Below are 14,532 nucleotides of genomic sequence, written 5' to 3'. Positions count from 1 at the left end.
AACCTTATGTCACAAGAGTCTAAATTTGACCAGTTTATCTATGGTAAGTTTGTTGCAGAAAAGGATAGTGAATACCGTCTAGTTTCTTATAGTGAAAATTTAAACAATAATATTTCAGAGCTGGAAGACATACATGAAAAAATTTATTACTTTTGGGGAAGTCAAAGTAGCGACTTTAATCATAAAGCTGTAGGAATTTGTAGGAATAATACTCGGATTTTGCCAAAAGAAAAACAAATTCTACTTATTCAAGCTGCTCCTGCTTTTAATAAAGATAAAGGTATCTTTTCTAGAGGTGGCAGTCGCTCATTTTTCCAGCACCGTTATATTTTTGTATCTGAAACAGAAATAACTGGATTTAACAATCAAATTTGTAGGTTGTTGGGATATCTAGGTAAGATGTCAATTCCCACCTTCAGTAATCTTAATCAACTTGATGATTCTGAGCAAAAATCTTGGCTTTTGGGCCCGGAAGATTTTGAATCTTTACTAGCAACAGAAACTACAGAGAAAAAAGTAAGGGAGACCATAGAAAAGGTCTGGAAAAAACTTAAAAATTCTGAGCAAAAGATTTTGCTTAAAGCACTAGATGTAATTTTGAATGGTAAAAGATTACTACTTACTGACCAAAACCCAAAAAAGACACGATCGCTATTATTACTTCTAGATAATCTTTTGCTTTTCCTACCTACTAATTTGCGTAACGAAATTTATTTAGCTATAGGTTCGGTTGACCCTGAATATTGCAAGTGGGCACAAATAATAGTTAAGTTAGATGGTTCTTCAATACGTTCTTTACCTGAAAATATGGTGTGGTTAGATTTTAGTAAAGAGGAGTTTGAAAAAGAGGAATATCTAGACCACGAATATGTTAAAGATTTTATTGCCCCAAACAAGGATAAATCTGAAAATTTAATTACCATATGCGGATACCTTGATAAGACTACTAAGGATGATTCTGATAATTTTGCTTGGGAATTTCAGAAAATAGATGGTTGGTTGAAGTTAAACCATCCATCACTAGATTTTATTTTTAATTACCCAGCAGAGGAACCAGACAAAATTGAAATTTTGGGCAAGTACATTCCCAGAATGGAAGAGAAGGTGCAAAGTTTTCTGGATAAGTTTGGGGAAAATTTATCTACTCCAGATAGTAAAGATTTAGAACTTTTAGAGTTTTTATGGGAAGCATTGCCAATACCTGAAAATAATGGCGACTTAATGAAGACTCTGTTATGTAAAATCTATCTTTATTTGCCAGATAAATTTTTAGAGATAGTAGAAGCAGGTAGTAAGTTTTCTGATTCTTTAGAGATTCTAATTGGAAATCAATTTATAGATTCTTTGGCAGATGAAAATCTCAGGAATGATATTTTACAGGAATTACAAAATGCTTGTTTAGAACTGATAAGAAATATTTCTCAAGGAAGCACTGAAGATTTGTATAACAAGTCTGGAGGTAGAAACACTTCATTACATACAAAGTATCTACCACCTCCGAAACCCTCTACAAAAAATTATCCAGAACTGGAAAAACTAATAATTGGTTGTGAAAAAATATTTCGTTCTGAGAAAGAGAAGTTCAAACTATGGGATTTAGCATTAGTTGGAAGAATGACGAGTGGTGATTTTAAAAGATTGTTTATCGAACGACTTTTTCCTACTTTTCATGTTCTAGAGAGAGAAACTTTTGAACAAAGTAATTTAAAGGAATGTTGGGAGAAATATTTTCATGATTCATTCGGTTCTTTGAATTTCTATTTATTGGAAAAAGACAAAGGTATTTTCCATATTCCTGAGATTGCTAATAGTTTGAAACTTAGCAATTCTGAAGTTAGTGAACTTTATATGACTTGCCTAAAGTCCCACTCACCAACTTGTGAACAAAGTTTGCCATTATTAGAATCTGCCATTGAAAAGAGCGTCAGTTTTTTAGAAGAGAAACTGAAGTTTCAGGCAAATGATTTTATGGCAGTTTATCAATGGTTTAATTCTCAATATTTTCAAGATAAATCTCCAGACAAACCAGGTAAGTTTCCAGGCAAAGTTTCAATATTCAGCAAGCTAGTTACAGATAGTAATTCTAATCGCTGGATAAGTTGGCAAGAACTTTCAAATATTCTTTACAAGGACGATATAGAACAAACGATTTTTCTAGATAAAACTATAGGAAAATATTTTCCTGTTGAGGTGCTAGAAGCATGGCTCACATTATTGGATAATCACCCGGAAAGTAAAGAGGTAGAAGCAAAATTTATGGCTAGTAAAGCTTGGTCATTGCTGAATCGTAAAACATTGAGAAAAATGCGAGAAAATCTAACAGGTACTTACCAAAAATATGTAGGCAAATTTATTCAGTTGGCAATTAAACATGAACATTTAGATTTAAGTAATGATACTCCTGTCGAGTTAATTAGTGGAGAACTGATAGAGTATATCACTGAAATCTGGCTTGAGAAGAAAAAATCAATTGATAAAAGTCTGTGGAAGTTGTTAAATTCGGAAAGAGTATTACCAAAGTTGAGCGATAAAGATTGTCTGAAGTTAATAGATGTTCACTGGCGTTTAGGTGCAGATTCATTGTCGCTATCCTTAACAAATTTATATGAGAGAGCGAAAAATTTTTCTCTAGAAGAAAAGGAGTCTTTGATGAATAGTGCAAAAGAAATAGTAAATCAGTGTGAAGACCTTCAAACCATGAAAAAAATCATACTTTATATGTTTTTATAGAAATATAAAATTGATACAAAAGCAAATTTCAACCCAATAAATATGTATTCACCTGTTGAATGGCTAATACAAGGAATTAAGGAATGTTCACCAAATATTTCTGATAATTATTCTGCAAATTTCAATACTTAAATACAATTTTAGTTTCAGAGATACATATCATGTCACAAGAGTCTAAATTTGACCAGTTTATATATGGTAAATTTGTAGGAAATGATAGTGGATACCGTGTAGTTTATTACAGTGAAAATTTAAACAATAATTCGTCAGACTTAGCAGATATAAAGATAAATTATTCTTTTTGGGGCAGCCAAAGTAGCGATCTTAATTCTCAAGCTGTAGGGATTTGTAGGAATAATACTCGGATTTTGCCCGAAAAAAAATTTATACTTATTCAAGCTAGTCCTGCTTTTAATAAAGATAAAAGTTTCTTTTTGAGCAGTGGCGATCGCTCATTTTTCCAGCACCGTTTTATTTTTGTATCTGAAACAGAAATAGCTAGATTTAATAATCAAATTTGTAGGTTGTTGGGATATCTAGCTAAGATGTCAATTCCCACCTTCAGTAATAATCAACTTGATGATTCTGAGCAAAAATCTTGGCTTTTGGGCCCGGAAGATTTTGAATCTTTACTAGCAACAGAAACTACAGAGAAAAAAGTAAGGGAGAGCATAGAAAAGGTCTGGAAAAAACTTAAAAATTCTGAGCAAAAGATTTTGCTCCAAGCGTTAGATGTAATTTTGAGTGGTAAAAGATTACTACTTACTGACCAAAACCCAAAAAAGACACGATCGCTATTATTACTTCTAGATAATCTTTTGCTTTTTCTGCCTACTAATTTGCGTAACGAAATTTCTTTAGCTCTAGGTTCGGTTGACCCTGAATATTGCAAGTGGGCACAAATAATAGTTAAGTTAGATGGTTCTTCAATACGTTCTTTACCTGAAAATATGGTGTGGTTAGATTTTAGTAAAGAGGAGTTTGATAAAGAGGAATATCTAGACCACGAATATGTGAAATATTTTATTGCTCCGAACAAGGATAAATATGAAAATTTAATCACTATATGCGAATACCTTGACCAGACTACTAAGGATGATTCTAATAATTTAGCTTGGGAATTTGAGGAAGTAGATGGTTGGTTGAAGTTAAATCATCCATCAATAGATTTTATTTTTAATTACCCAGCAGAGAAACGAGAAAAAATTGAAATCTGGCGCAAGTATATTCTTCCAATGAAAAATAAGGTGCTAAGTTTTCTCTCTGAAATGAGGGAAAATTTATCGATTCCAGATAGTCAAAATTTAGAACTTTTAGAGATATGGTGGGAAGCATTGCCAAATGCTGAAAATAATGGCGACTTAATGAAGACTCTGTTATGTAAAATCTATCGTTATTTGCCAGATAAATTTTTAGAGATAGTCAAAGCAGATAATAAATTTTTTAATTCCTTAGCAATTCTCATAGAAAATCAGTTTATAGAATTTTTTGCAAATGATGAAAATCTAATTCCTGAGATTTTACAGACATTACAAAATGCTTGCTTAAAACTGATAATAAACATTTCTCAAGAAAGCATTGAATATTTGGATAACAAGTCTGGAGGTATCAATGCTAAATTACAGATAAATAATCCAGTACTTCAGCAACACTCTACTACAAAAAACTATCCAGAATTAGAAAAACTAATAATTGGTTGTGAAAAGATATTTCGTTCTGAAAAAGAAAAATTCCAACTATGGGATTTAGCATTAGTTGGAAGAATTACGAGTGGTGATTTTAAAAGATTATTTATCGAACGACTTTTTCCTAAATTTCCTGTTATAGATGGAGAAACTTTTGAAAAAAGTAATTTAAAGAAATTTTGGCAGGAAAATTTTACTGATACATTCGGTTCTCTGAATTTCTATTTATTGGAAAAAGACAAAGGTATTTTCCATATTCCTGAGATTGCTAATGGTTTAAAACTTAGCAATTATGAAGCTAGTAAACTTTATCTGACTTGCCTAAAATCTCACTCACCAACTTATGAACAAAGTTTGCCATTATTAGAATCTGCTATTGAAAAGAGCATCAGTTTTCTAGAAGAGAGAGTAAAATTTCAGGCAGATAATTTTATGGAAGTTTATCAATGGTTTAATTCTCAATATTTTCAAGATAAATCTACAGACAAATTTACCCATGAGTCTCCATACAAATTTTCAGATAAATCTTCACAAAGCGAAGTTCCAGATAGTAGTTTGCAAGATTCTCCAAATAAATCTTCAGACAAACCAGATGAATCTCTAGATCCATTTGAATTATTTTTAACCTCAAGGGAAATTCCAGATAGTAGCTTCCAAGATTCTCCAAATAAATTTCCAGACAAATTTTCAGATAAATCTCTAGACAAATCAAATAACTCTCCAGATCCATTAGAATTATTTTTAACCTCAAGGGAAATTCCAGATAGTAGCTTCCAAGATTCTCCAAATAAATCTTCAGATAAATCAGATAACTCTCCAGACAAATTTTCAGATAAATCTCTAGACAAACCAAATAACTCTCCAGACAAAATTAAACTACTTTCAATATTAAGCAACCTAGTTATAGATAGTAATTCTAATCGCTGGATAAATTGGCAAGAACTTTCAAATGTTCTTTACGAAGACGATATAAAACAAACTATTTTTTTGGATAAAACTATCGGAGAAGCTTTTCCTGTTCAGATGCTAGAAACATGGCTCAAATTATTGGATACTCACCAGGAAAGTGAAAAGGTAAAAACAGAATTTATGGATAGTGAAGCTTGGTCATTGCTGAATCGTAAAACATTGAAAAAAATGCGAGAAAATCTAACAGGTACTTACCAGAAATATGTATGTAAATTTATTTATTGGGCAAATAAACATGAAAATTTAGATTTAAGTAATGATACTCCTGTCGAGTTAATTAGTGGAGAACTGATAGAGTACATAGCTGAAATCTGGAGTCGGCAAAAATCAATTGATGAAAATTTATGGAAGTTGTTAAATTCGGAAGAATTATTACCAAAATTGAGCAATAAAGATTGTCTGAAACTAATAGATGTTTATTGGCGTTTCAGTGGAAATTCATTGTCATTATCATTAATCAATTTGTATAAGAGATCAGAAAAATTTTCTCAGGAAGAAAAGGAGCATTTGATAAATTCTGCAAAAGAAATAGTCAGTCAGTTTCAAGACCTTCAAAGTCTGAAAAATTTTATTCGTAAATGTAGGCTTTTCTACAATAATTCAGACCTGTTAGAAATTATGCCTTACGCCGATAATACTCTGAAGAGCGAGATATCATATAATGAGGTAATACGTTGAGAAATATCTTAAATATCTTACAGAGAAATAAAATTCCAGCTTGAACTTTGTATTCTGAAGTTAATCTACAATTTTTCAAACTATCATAAGTAAATAACAACCTAATTAAATGAATAGATTATTTGTGTTATGAACAATCAAGAAAATGGATTCTGGGAATGTAGCGGAGATGAAAATAATCGCCACATTCTACAAGTAATGTCCCCAGACGAAAATGAGTGTCGTGAATGTGGCATAAAAAAACCTCACCAAAGAAGGCAACAAAAGTCACAAACAGATAGTACAAAAAATTATTCGTACTCGACAAATAATAATGGAAATAACGGAAATAATGGCAGCAATAAAACAAATTCTCAAACAGACAATCATATAAATACCGAACCAAAACCCGAAAAGGATACTAAACTGCTCATAGCGTTAATTATGCTGAACATTACCAGTGGTTTTACAACCATGTATGGAGCAGCACAAATCTTACCTTGGTATGTAGGTTGGTCTAGTGGTGCTGTTATTCAAGCATTATTATTTCTATTAACTTCAGGTTCCACTCTTAAACACGCTCGCTGGTTAAAATGGATGGCCGTAGGTTCTTTTTCTATTATTAGCGTTTATACCAGTTTCTTTGCTTATTATGATACTTTAGTGTCAGAAACACGAGAAAAAGATGGCTTAAATAGAGCCATATCTGCTCATCAAAATTTAGTGAATGAAATTTTTACTCCTATTGAAGAAAAAGCTCAACAATTAGAAGATGAAATTAGGGCGAAAAATCAAGAAATAGAAAATGAAGTAGGTGGGACAGGAGGCTCTTTTAATCCAGGGGAAGGACCTATATTTAAGCAACGAATCAGAGAAAAAAATCAACTGCAAATTAGACTCAATGGAGTGAAGCGAGTAGCTAATCAATTAAGACCTTTTTTTGAATATGAATTAGAAGGAAAAGAACCACAGGAAATTTTTGATGCAGGTCGTAAAGCTTTAGCTGAAGTCAAACCAAAATGCTTACCAACAGAACCAGAATTTGTTTGTTTGCCAGAAAAATATAAAGGTAGTTTAGACCCCCTAAATCCAAAATACAAAGAACTCCAAGCAAAGTATTTTGATCAAGATGCTAGAGTCAGAATTATTGAACCTTTTCTGAAGATTGGAAAAGGTGAAGAAGCTGGCATTGCATCAGCTTTTATGGCTCTACTTGTTGATGGTTGTATTATTTTATTAGGAATAGGAATTGAAATTCCTCCCACTTCTAAACCTAAAAATACTGCTAAAAAGACTCCTAAAACAATAACTTTACCAATAGAAGGAACAGGAACAGAATTTTTGGATAAATTATTTCAAGCAATTAATTTTAATGATGCAGAGAATGATGCAGAGATAGACAACAAACTGTTTCAAGAGAATCAAAAAAATAATACACAATACCAAAAGTTACTCCAAAGACTTTCCAATGAAACAGAATGGATTGCCAAAAATCAGAACAACCAATGGGTTATAAATGATGAAAAAAAGTTTACAGATTGGGTTATCAAAGAAGGGGAAAGGTTAATCAAAAACCAACAGGAAAATAATAGTGATAATATTACATTTTATCTGCCTGATGATGACACCACGGAATTATAAAGAAGTTGAAATATAGATTCAAGAATTAATAATTTAGAATTAATAACTTAGAATTACCTCTTCTTACTCTTCTTATAAATAAGAGGATTGGATCAGATGCTCACTCTAACTAAATTGATAAAAAGCTTCTCCCTTATACAGCGCTTTTTAGATTGATAAACCACATCTTCATAACCAAAACCCTGTAAGGGCGAATGGCCATTCGCCCCTACTATGGTCTGCTGAAATGAAAACCGCTGTAAACCTTTCTTTCCCTTCCTCCTTCTTCCTTCTTCCTTCTTCCCTCTTCCTTCTTCCTTCTTCCTTCTTCCTTCTTCCTTATAAACCTTTCTTTCCCTTCTTCCTTCTTCCCTCTTCCTTCTTCCTTCCCTATTAAGACCGCTGAAACCGTAAAGCATCAATTGATTGAGCAGTTAAAAATACTCCCAAAACAATATAACTCAACAACATAATTATACTGCTAGTATCCACAAGTCCCTGAATAATATTAGTGTAATGTGTCAGCATTGATAAATGTCTTAATGCCTCTGCTAAAGGACCACTTACATTATTTGCTACAACATCAATTACCCACAAAAATAATACTAAAGCAAAGGTAAGAATCGCAGATAAAATTGTACTATCTGTCAAAGAAGAGATAAACATTCCTAATGATAAGACTGCTCCAGCTAGTAAAATCAAACCTCCATGTCCTAACAAAAGTAACACTGGCGAAATAGGCGGTTCAGCAGCACCAATAGCAATAGCTTCTAATCCTAACAATGGCAATACCATAGAAATATAAAATGTTAATACAGCTAATAACTTTCCTGTTGCAACTGCCCAGTTTGTAATCGGAGAAGTAGCTAATAATTCCAAAGTTCCTCTTTTTCTTTCTTCCGCATATAAACTCATGGATAACATCGGCAGTAAAAATAAAGAAAGAGAACCCATAATACCCAGATAAGCCTTCAAAAATTCGTATGGTGCATCAACTGGCGGTTCAGTAATTCCTAATTGGTCTCTAGTCGCAATTTGTTGAATAATTCCATCTGGTCCTAACAAAATAGCAACTAAAAAATATCCTGCCAATAGCCAAAATATTCCTGTAATTGCATAAGCTAATGGTGATGCAAAATATCCCTGTAATTCTTTTCTGTAGATTGCCAAAATATTGCTAATTACTACTAGCATTGCTTAATATCCTTTTGATTTTTTTGTGGTCTGGAAATGATATAAAATCCGGTTGAATACTTATTATATACAGGACTTACGCATAACCGCCATATCTAGTAGGGGCGAATGGCATTCGCCCCCTACGGATAGCGTATTGTCTAAGAATTTGCGTAATTCCTGATATAGTTGAGAGTGGGGGAGTGGCTCACACGGATTATGGCACGGATACACGGATACGGAAGGAAGTGGGGGAGTGGGGGGAGATTAAATAGACATCTCTAATAATGGATAATGGATAATTGATAATGGATAATTGATAATTACCTCTCCCTAGAAGGAAGAGGATTGAATAATAGGAAAATTTTTTCTTGTTTCTCCTTTAAAGGAGAGGCTTTAAACCTTAATTATTTGGTAACTTTTAATTCCCTCTCAATTTTTCAATTGCTTTTACCTCCTCCTTATGCTTACCGAAAAATTGTGGTGGAAAGCCTCCTCTTTTAAGAGGATAAAAATAAAAAATTTTCTTTCGACTCAATCCTCTTCTTTTCAAGGATAGGTAATTATTAATTATTAATTATTAATTATTAATTATTAATTGTTGAACGATCACCTTAATTTTTCTTTTCTTCTTGACCATCTGTTTCTGTCACCTCTTGCCAAGGATCGGGAAGAGGATTGTGATTTTTATGAAGTTCAATATTTCGGTCATTATTCACTCTATTTATGACAGAATTTGCCGATACTTCAATCGATGATTTTTTAGGAATTTCACCTGTAGTTAACCCTAAGAAAACATCTTCTAAACTAGCACGAGTTCGGCGCAACTCGCATAAACTCAAACCATTTGTAACTATAGTATTAGCAATTTCTTTTCCTGGTTCCATATCTGGTTGAGATTTTATTTGTATTCTGAAGCGACTTTCATTATCTGACTTAACTTTTTCTAGAGATTGAACCCCCGGAACTTCAGCTAATAATTTTAATCCTGTTTCCATTGCCTGATTTTCTCCCTCAATTTCTACCTCATATCCCCACCCACTTGCTGATTTATTACTCATTTCTTCAGGACTACCTGTAGCGACAATTTCACCATAATTAATAATCGTCACTCGATTACAAGTCATGCTAACTTCAGGCAAAATATGAGTAGATAAAATAATTGTATGGTCATTAGCAAGACTCTTAATCAAATTCCTAACTTCAATAATTTGTCTAGGGTCAAGACCAACAGTAGGTTCATCTAATATAATTACCTGCGGGTCATGTACCAAAGCTTGAGCAATACCAACCCTTTGTTTATAACCCTTAGAAAGTTTTCTAATTAATATTTTCCGCTTATCTAATAACCCACATCTCTTCATTGCCACCTTAACTTTAGAAGAGCGATCGCCCGCAGGAACACGTTTAATTCTTGTCACAAAAAATAAAAAACTTTCCACAGTCATTTCTGGATACAAAGGCGGAATTTCTGGTAGATAACCAATCAATTGTCGTACTGCCATAGAATCTTCATGGACATCATAACCAGCAATTTTAGCCGTACCACTCGTAGCAGGCAAATATCCAGCTAATATCCGCATTGTTGTAGTTTTTCCTGCACCATTCGGACCTAAAAATCCCAATATTTCTCCTTGTTGTACAGCAAAGGATACCTCCTTAATTGCTGAGGTTGAACCATAAATTTTGCTTAACTTCTCAACTTCAATCATTATGACCTTAAATAAGCTATTAAGTCTAAACTTTTAATGATAAACTATTAATAGGTAAATTACCTCAAATCTTGGGTAAAAATATAGCTTTGCTCACTGACTATAAAATTCGATCAAATCATCATTTACCATTTTATGTAAGTGAGTTGATTCTAAATTTTTAATAACAAAACTAACTATCAATATTGTTTTAACTTTAATTATTTACCTTATTTTTAACAAAAAATTTTTATAGATGCTAACTTTACTTTAGGCACAAAAAAATTAGTGTAAGTATTTCCTGCGGAATGCTGCGCAAACAGCTATTAGCTGTCAGCTCTCATAAGGGGGTTTTAATTAATATAGACTGTTTCAGCCAGCTTTTATAGTAAGTATAAATTATGGCTCAATTAGTAAAGTTTTTATCTAAAACTAAAAGCAATAGCTGATGGCTGAATGCTTACAAATTATTTTAACTTTAACTTTGGGTGAAAATATCAATCATGTTAAAAATTAAAACTATACTAGCCACATTAGCAGTAGCCACATTTCTACTACCAAATAATCAACTATCAGTTAAGGCCAACACTACTTCCTCGGAAAATTCTACCCCAACAGAACAGACAAAAGACACCGAACAACCAAAAAATATATACGAACAGGCCAAACAAGAACTACCCGATGACCTTTACGCACTGTATCGAATCGTTGACCGTATTGCTAGAGCAAATGGACTAGACGAAAAACCTTGGCGAATCATCATATTTCCCAAATATGAAATCAATGCCTTTGCTACAGAAGTCAATCTTATTGCGATGTACAACGGCATCCTAGACCAACTTGTAGGAGATGCCTCTGCCATAGCTTGTGTAGTTGCCCACGAAATGGCACATCATACTGAAAGGCACATAGCTTTGAGCACACCAGAAAAACTTGCTTTGATCGAAAAAATTGAACAAGAGGCTCAACAAGAAGTTTTGGCAGAAAAACAGGATGCTCAAGCAGAGGCAACTGGTATGTCCATTGGAGGTACTGCAGCCAGAGTATTTGGAGGCAGAGCAGGGAGAGTTGGTGGTGCTGTTTTGGGCACTGCTAGTCGTCAACGCATTAAAGCTAGCCAAGAAAAAATAAATGAAATTGTAGCTCAGAAAAAAGAAGAGTTAGAACAAACTTTGGCTGAAGAAAGCCGTAAAAGAGAATTGGAGGCTGACGAAAAGGGGTATTTGTATTCGGCAAAGGCAGGTTTTGAACCAGAGGGTTGTTTAAGAGCAATGAATGTTTTGCTGCAAACTCCAGGTGCTGAATTTGATACTACTCATCCCGCCGTACCTAAACGTATTGAAGCCCTAAAAGATTTAATGGTCAAATCTCCAGCTACATCTCTAGCAGAAGAGGGAAAAGCCCTTGTTTCTGAAACTGAACCTTTGAGTTATGATTTGTCTAAAGATGGAAAATCTTTGAGAGTTAATTCTAGTCGCGGTGGTTCCTCTGGAGATGATATAGAACGTTTATTTGATTAGTGAAAATTATCAAATTTAATAAGGTCTATATTTATAGATATTCATAGGTTTATTTGATTACAATTATGCCTATGAAATAATTGTATTTTAGTAGTAGAACGTTGCTCACAACTTGATTAAGTGAAAATATATGAATTTTGCAGAAAAACTGAAAAATTAATAGGTAAAATAGGGATTTAGATTCAAATCAAGCTATTAACTATAGCAAGAAATAGTTGTAAAAGCTTTTCTATGCCTCGAGTTCATCATCAACATAAGTCAAAGACCAACTCGTTCCTTGATATATGATTAAATTTAGATATTAATTGGCATCTTTGTCTATATAAAATTTATGATTAATGTATCTATAAAAGACTATATTTAAAGTTAAATATCTTGATATTTATACTATTTGATTGAGTAAATATTTAAAGTTATTAAATCGGGATTTTATTAATGCCAACTTACAGAAATAGTCTGATAAATTCTTCCTCTTAATTAAGAGTTAAATTATTTATCTAAAATTATTGTTATTTAAAGTTTTTAGCCAAATCTATGTTTTTCTTGACTTTTTTTATATACTCAGTTCTGTGAAACTCGATCGGATTGTGTTTATAATAATATTTTAATGATTTCTTAAGGATTAAAAAGATACTGATGAGTGCAATTCAATTTATTCAAGGTGTTGATGAAGAAGCTATACCAGAAGTACGTCTAACCCGTTCTCGTAGCGGTAATCAGGGGACGGCCACATTTATTTTTGAGGACCCCAAGGCTTTAGGCCAGGATGTTACTGAAGATATTACAGGAATGTATATGATTGATGAAGAAGGCCAAATGACCAGTCGCGAAGTTAAGGCCAAGTTTATTAATGGTGAGCCTAAATTCCTTGAGGGACTTTATGTGATGAAATCTAGAGAAGATTGGGACCGCTTTATGCGGTTCATGGAGCGTTATGCTAAAGATCATGGTTTAGAATTTAATCAGGCTTAATTGTTTACCCAGGCCAGTAAATTTTAAGCCTGGGTTGAACAGTTAAAAGTGGAGTGCCCAAAAGACATCTATAAAAAAAGTTGACTAACGCAGATGTTCCAGCAAAAAAAATTCATCCCTGTGCTTTCTTCTGTTACTTTGATGATGTTCTACGTTTTCTTAAAAACCGGGCGTTCTCCTCTGGCAGCAGAGTGTGAAAATACCGGTAGCGTTAAAGGTGGTGATGTTATTTTTTTAAGAAGTAAGCAGAAGGAAGATGGCGAGGATATGTATATCTATATCGGAAGGTCTGACTCAGGAAATAATGAATACCCGACAACAACATTGGATTCCTCAATGGCTGTAAGATTTAAAGTTATTATTTTTGGTAATATATTTGAAAATGACTATATTGGTCTTCAGACTATAGATAAAGAGACTATAGAACAAGAAAATTGGAAAGAAAGTAGGTTGACTCGCGATCGGCTTGGAAAATTTAAAGACAGAGACCGTCTTTACTACTGGAGGGGTTCCGGTTATCGTTATGGTGCCACATATAAGGATTATGCTGATAGTACTAAATGGTTGATCGAACGAGCCTCCGATTTAAGTAAAGTTGGACCGATTCAATATAATGAGGAAGTTTACATTATTAATGGTCGTAATGGTAATATTCTAGCCCTATTTGATCCTCCTTTTTTAACAGCAAAAGAAGACAAGGAGGAGAATCCCTTTACTTGGGAATTTGTTAAATCTTGCCCTTAGTCTTAAGCTCTTAACACCTCACTATATCATCCTCTGATGGTGAAAAATTCACTTTAAAAGTCATCAGAATATTTCTTATGGATAAACAAATTCCTCATCCAACTCCTGAAAATATTTCTCTAAGTTGTGCTGTGATTACGGTTAGTGATACCCGCACTCCAGAAACAGACAAAAGTGGTCAGTTACTCCAGGAATTGTTGAAAAATGCCGAGCACTCCGTCACAGCATATATAATTATCAAAGATGAAAAATTGGAAGTTGTCAAACACCTGCAACATCTATGTCAGATAGAATTTCTAGATGCTGTAATCTTGAATGGTGGTACAGGAATAGCTCCAAGAGATACAACTTACGATGCTATTGAGAATTTATTAGAAAAAACTTTACCTGGTTTTGGGGAATTATTTCGATGGCTGAGTTATCAAGAAATTGGCTCCAGGGCGATCGCTTCTCGTGCTGTTGCTGGAACTTATCAAGGTAAATTAGTCTTTTCACTTCCAGGTTCTAGAAATGCAGTTAGACTAGGGATGGAAAAACTAATTTTACCAGAATTAGTTCACTTGAGAAGGCAGTTGCATGGAATATAAATTAAAGTATGTTCGGTTAAATAGTTATTGTATAGTTTTTGGTGGGGAGCAGGGGAGATTAAATATTGAAGTAATTATCAGACATCTCCAATGATCAAAAATAAAATTAATCACTGCACATAAATTATCAATTCTTTCCCCTACTCCCTCTTTTCTGTATATGTCTATAGAATTATCAACATAT

Annotated in this window: 10 protein-coding genes; 7 read left to right on the top strand and 3 right to left on the bottom strand. The window is 33.3% G+C overall.

Annotated features, from left to right (window positions below; genetic code table 11):
- The first annotated feature begins 6 nt into the window (after window positions 1-6).
- From F6K15_RS08050 to F6K15_RS08040, 3 genes are all read left to right on the top strand, one after another.
- The gene (locus tag F6K15_RS08050) at window positions 7-2,730 is read left to right on the top strand and encodes a hypothetical protein (RefSeq protein WP_293059493.1); all 2,724 of its coding nucleotides are present in this window, start codon (window positions 7-9) and stop codon (window positions 2,728-2,730) included.
- A gap of 161 nt (window positions 2,731-2,891) precedes the next feature.
- On the top strand, window positions 2,892-6,062 hold the full coding sequence (locus F6K15_RS08045) for a hypothetical protein (RefSeq protein ID WP_293059490.1): 3,171 nt from the start codon (window positions 2,892-2,894) through the stop codon (window positions 6,060-6,062).
- 129 nt (window positions 6,063-6,191) lie between these two features.
- Window positions 6,192-7,682: a hypothetical protein gene (locus F6K15_RS08040; protein WP_293059487.1), complete on the top strand. Its 1,491-nt coding sequence runs from the start codon at window positions 6,192-6,194 to the stop codon at window positions 7,680-7,682.
- Between the two features lie 92 nt (window positions 7,683-7,774).
- On the opposite strand, the gene F6K15_RS08035 is transcribed toward F6K15_RS08040, so the two are convergent.
- The 3 genes from F6K15_RS08035 to F6K15_RS08025 form a co-directional block, all read right to left on the bottom strand.
- Window positions 7,775-8,083 carry a hypothetical protein gene (locus F6K15_RS08035; RefSeq protein WP_293059484.1) on the bottom strand — a complete coding sequence of 103 codons (309 nt, stop codon included), beginning with the start codon at window positions 8,081-8,083 and terminating at the stop codon, window positions 7,775-7,777.
- The gene (locus F6K15_RS08030; RefSeq protein ID WP_287278961.1) at window positions 8,055-8,855 is read right to left on the bottom strand and encodes an ABC transporter permease; all 801 of its coding nucleotides are present in this window, start codon (window positions 8,853-8,855) and stop codon (window positions 8,055-8,057) included. The genes F6K15_RS08035 and F6K15_RS08030 overlap by 29 nt, the downstream gene beginning before the upstream one ends.
- A gap of 593 nt (window positions 8,856-9,448) precedes the next feature.
- Window positions 9,449-10,546: an ABC transporter ATP-binding protein gene (locus F6K15_RS08025; protein ID WP_293059478.1), complete on the bottom strand. Its 1,098-nt coding sequence runs from the start codon at window positions 10,544-10,546 to the stop codon at window positions 9,449-9,451.
- 482 nt (window positions 10,547-11,028) lie between these two features.
- Here F6K15_RS08025 and F6K15_RS08020 point away from each other — a divergent pair, with 482 nt between their 5' ends.
- The 4 genes from F6K15_RS08020 to F6K15_RS08005 all read left to right on the top strand — a co-directional run bounded on the left by F6K15_RS08020 (window position 11,029) and on the right by F6K15_RS08005 (window position 14,348).
- Window positions 11,029-12,045 carry a M48 family metallopeptidase gene (locus F6K15_RS08020; protein ID WP_293059476.1) on the top strand — a complete coding sequence of 339 codons (1,017 nt, stop codon included), beginning with the start codon at window positions 11,029-11,031 and terminating at the stop codon, window positions 12,043-12,045.
- Window positions 12,046-12,681: 636 nt separating this feature from the next.
- A complete protein-coding gene (gene psb28, locus F6K15_RS08015) occupies window positions 12,682-13,017 on the top strand; it encodes a photosystem II reaction center protein Psb28 (RefSeq protein ID WP_293059473.1) in 336 nt (111 codons plus the stop codon).
- A gap of 93 nt (window positions 13,018-13,110) precedes the next feature.
- Entirely contained in the window at window positions 13,111-13,761 is a 651-nt protein-coding gene (locus F6K15_RS08010) for a hypothetical protein (protein WP_293059470.1), read from the top strand.
- A 77-nt stretch (window positions 13,762-13,838) separates the two neighbouring features.
- On the top strand, window positions 13,839-14,348 hold the full coding sequence (locus tag F6K15_RS08005; protein WP_293059467.1) for a molybdenum cofactor biosynthesis protein B: 510 nt from the start codon (window positions 13,839-13,841) through the stop codon (window positions 14,346-14,348).
- The last annotated feature ends 184 nt before the right edge of the window (window positions 14,349-14,532 follow it).

Origin of the sequence: Okeania sp. SIO2B3 (assembly GCF_010672525.1) — a bacterium.
GTDB lineage: Bacteria > Cyanobacteriota > Cyanobacteriia > Cyanobacteriales > Microcoleaceae > Okeania.
Note: the sequence above shows the minus strand (reverse complement) of the source record. Positions and strands in the feature narration are given on the sequence as shown.

Excerpts from the sequence above, each read along its gene's own strand:
- F6K15_RS08030 (WP_287278961.1), bottom strand. The coding sequence starts at position 8,855 with ATGCTAGTAGTAATTAGCAATATTTTGGCAATCTACAGAAAAGAATTA.
- F6K15_RS08020 (WP_293059476.1), top strand. The coding sequence starts at position 11,029 with ATGTTAAAAATTAAAACTATACTAGCCACATTAGCAGTAGCCACATTT.
- psb28 (WP_293059473.1), top strand. The coding sequence starts at position 12,682 with ATGAGTGCAATTCAATTTATTCAAGGTGTTGATGAAGAAGCTATACCA.
- F6K15_RS08010 (WP_293059470.1), top strand. The coding sequence starts at position 13,111 with ATGTTCCAGCAAAAAAAATTCATCCCTGTGCTTTCTTCTGTTACTTTG.
- F6K15_RS08025 (WP_293059478.1), bottom strand. The coding sequence starts at position 10,546 with ATGATTGAAGTTGAGAAGTTAAGCAAAATTTATGGTTCAACCTCAGCA.
- F6K15_RS08050 (WP_293059493.1), top strand. The coding sequence starts at position 7 with ATGTCACAAGAGTCTAAATTTGACCAGTTTATCTATGGTAAGTTTGTT.
- F6K15_RS08040 (WP_293059487.1), top strand. The coding sequence starts at position 6,192 with ATGAACAATCAAGAAAATGGATTCTGGGAATGTAGCGGAGATGAAAAT.
- F6K15_RS08045 (WP_293059490.1), top strand. The coding sequence starts at position 2,892 with ATGTCACAAGAGTCTAAATTTGACCAGTTTATATATGGTAAATTTGTA.
- F6K15_RS08005 (WP_293059467.1), top strand. The coding sequence starts at position 13,839 with ATGGATAAACAAATTCCTCATCCAACTCCTGAAAATATTTCTCTAAGT.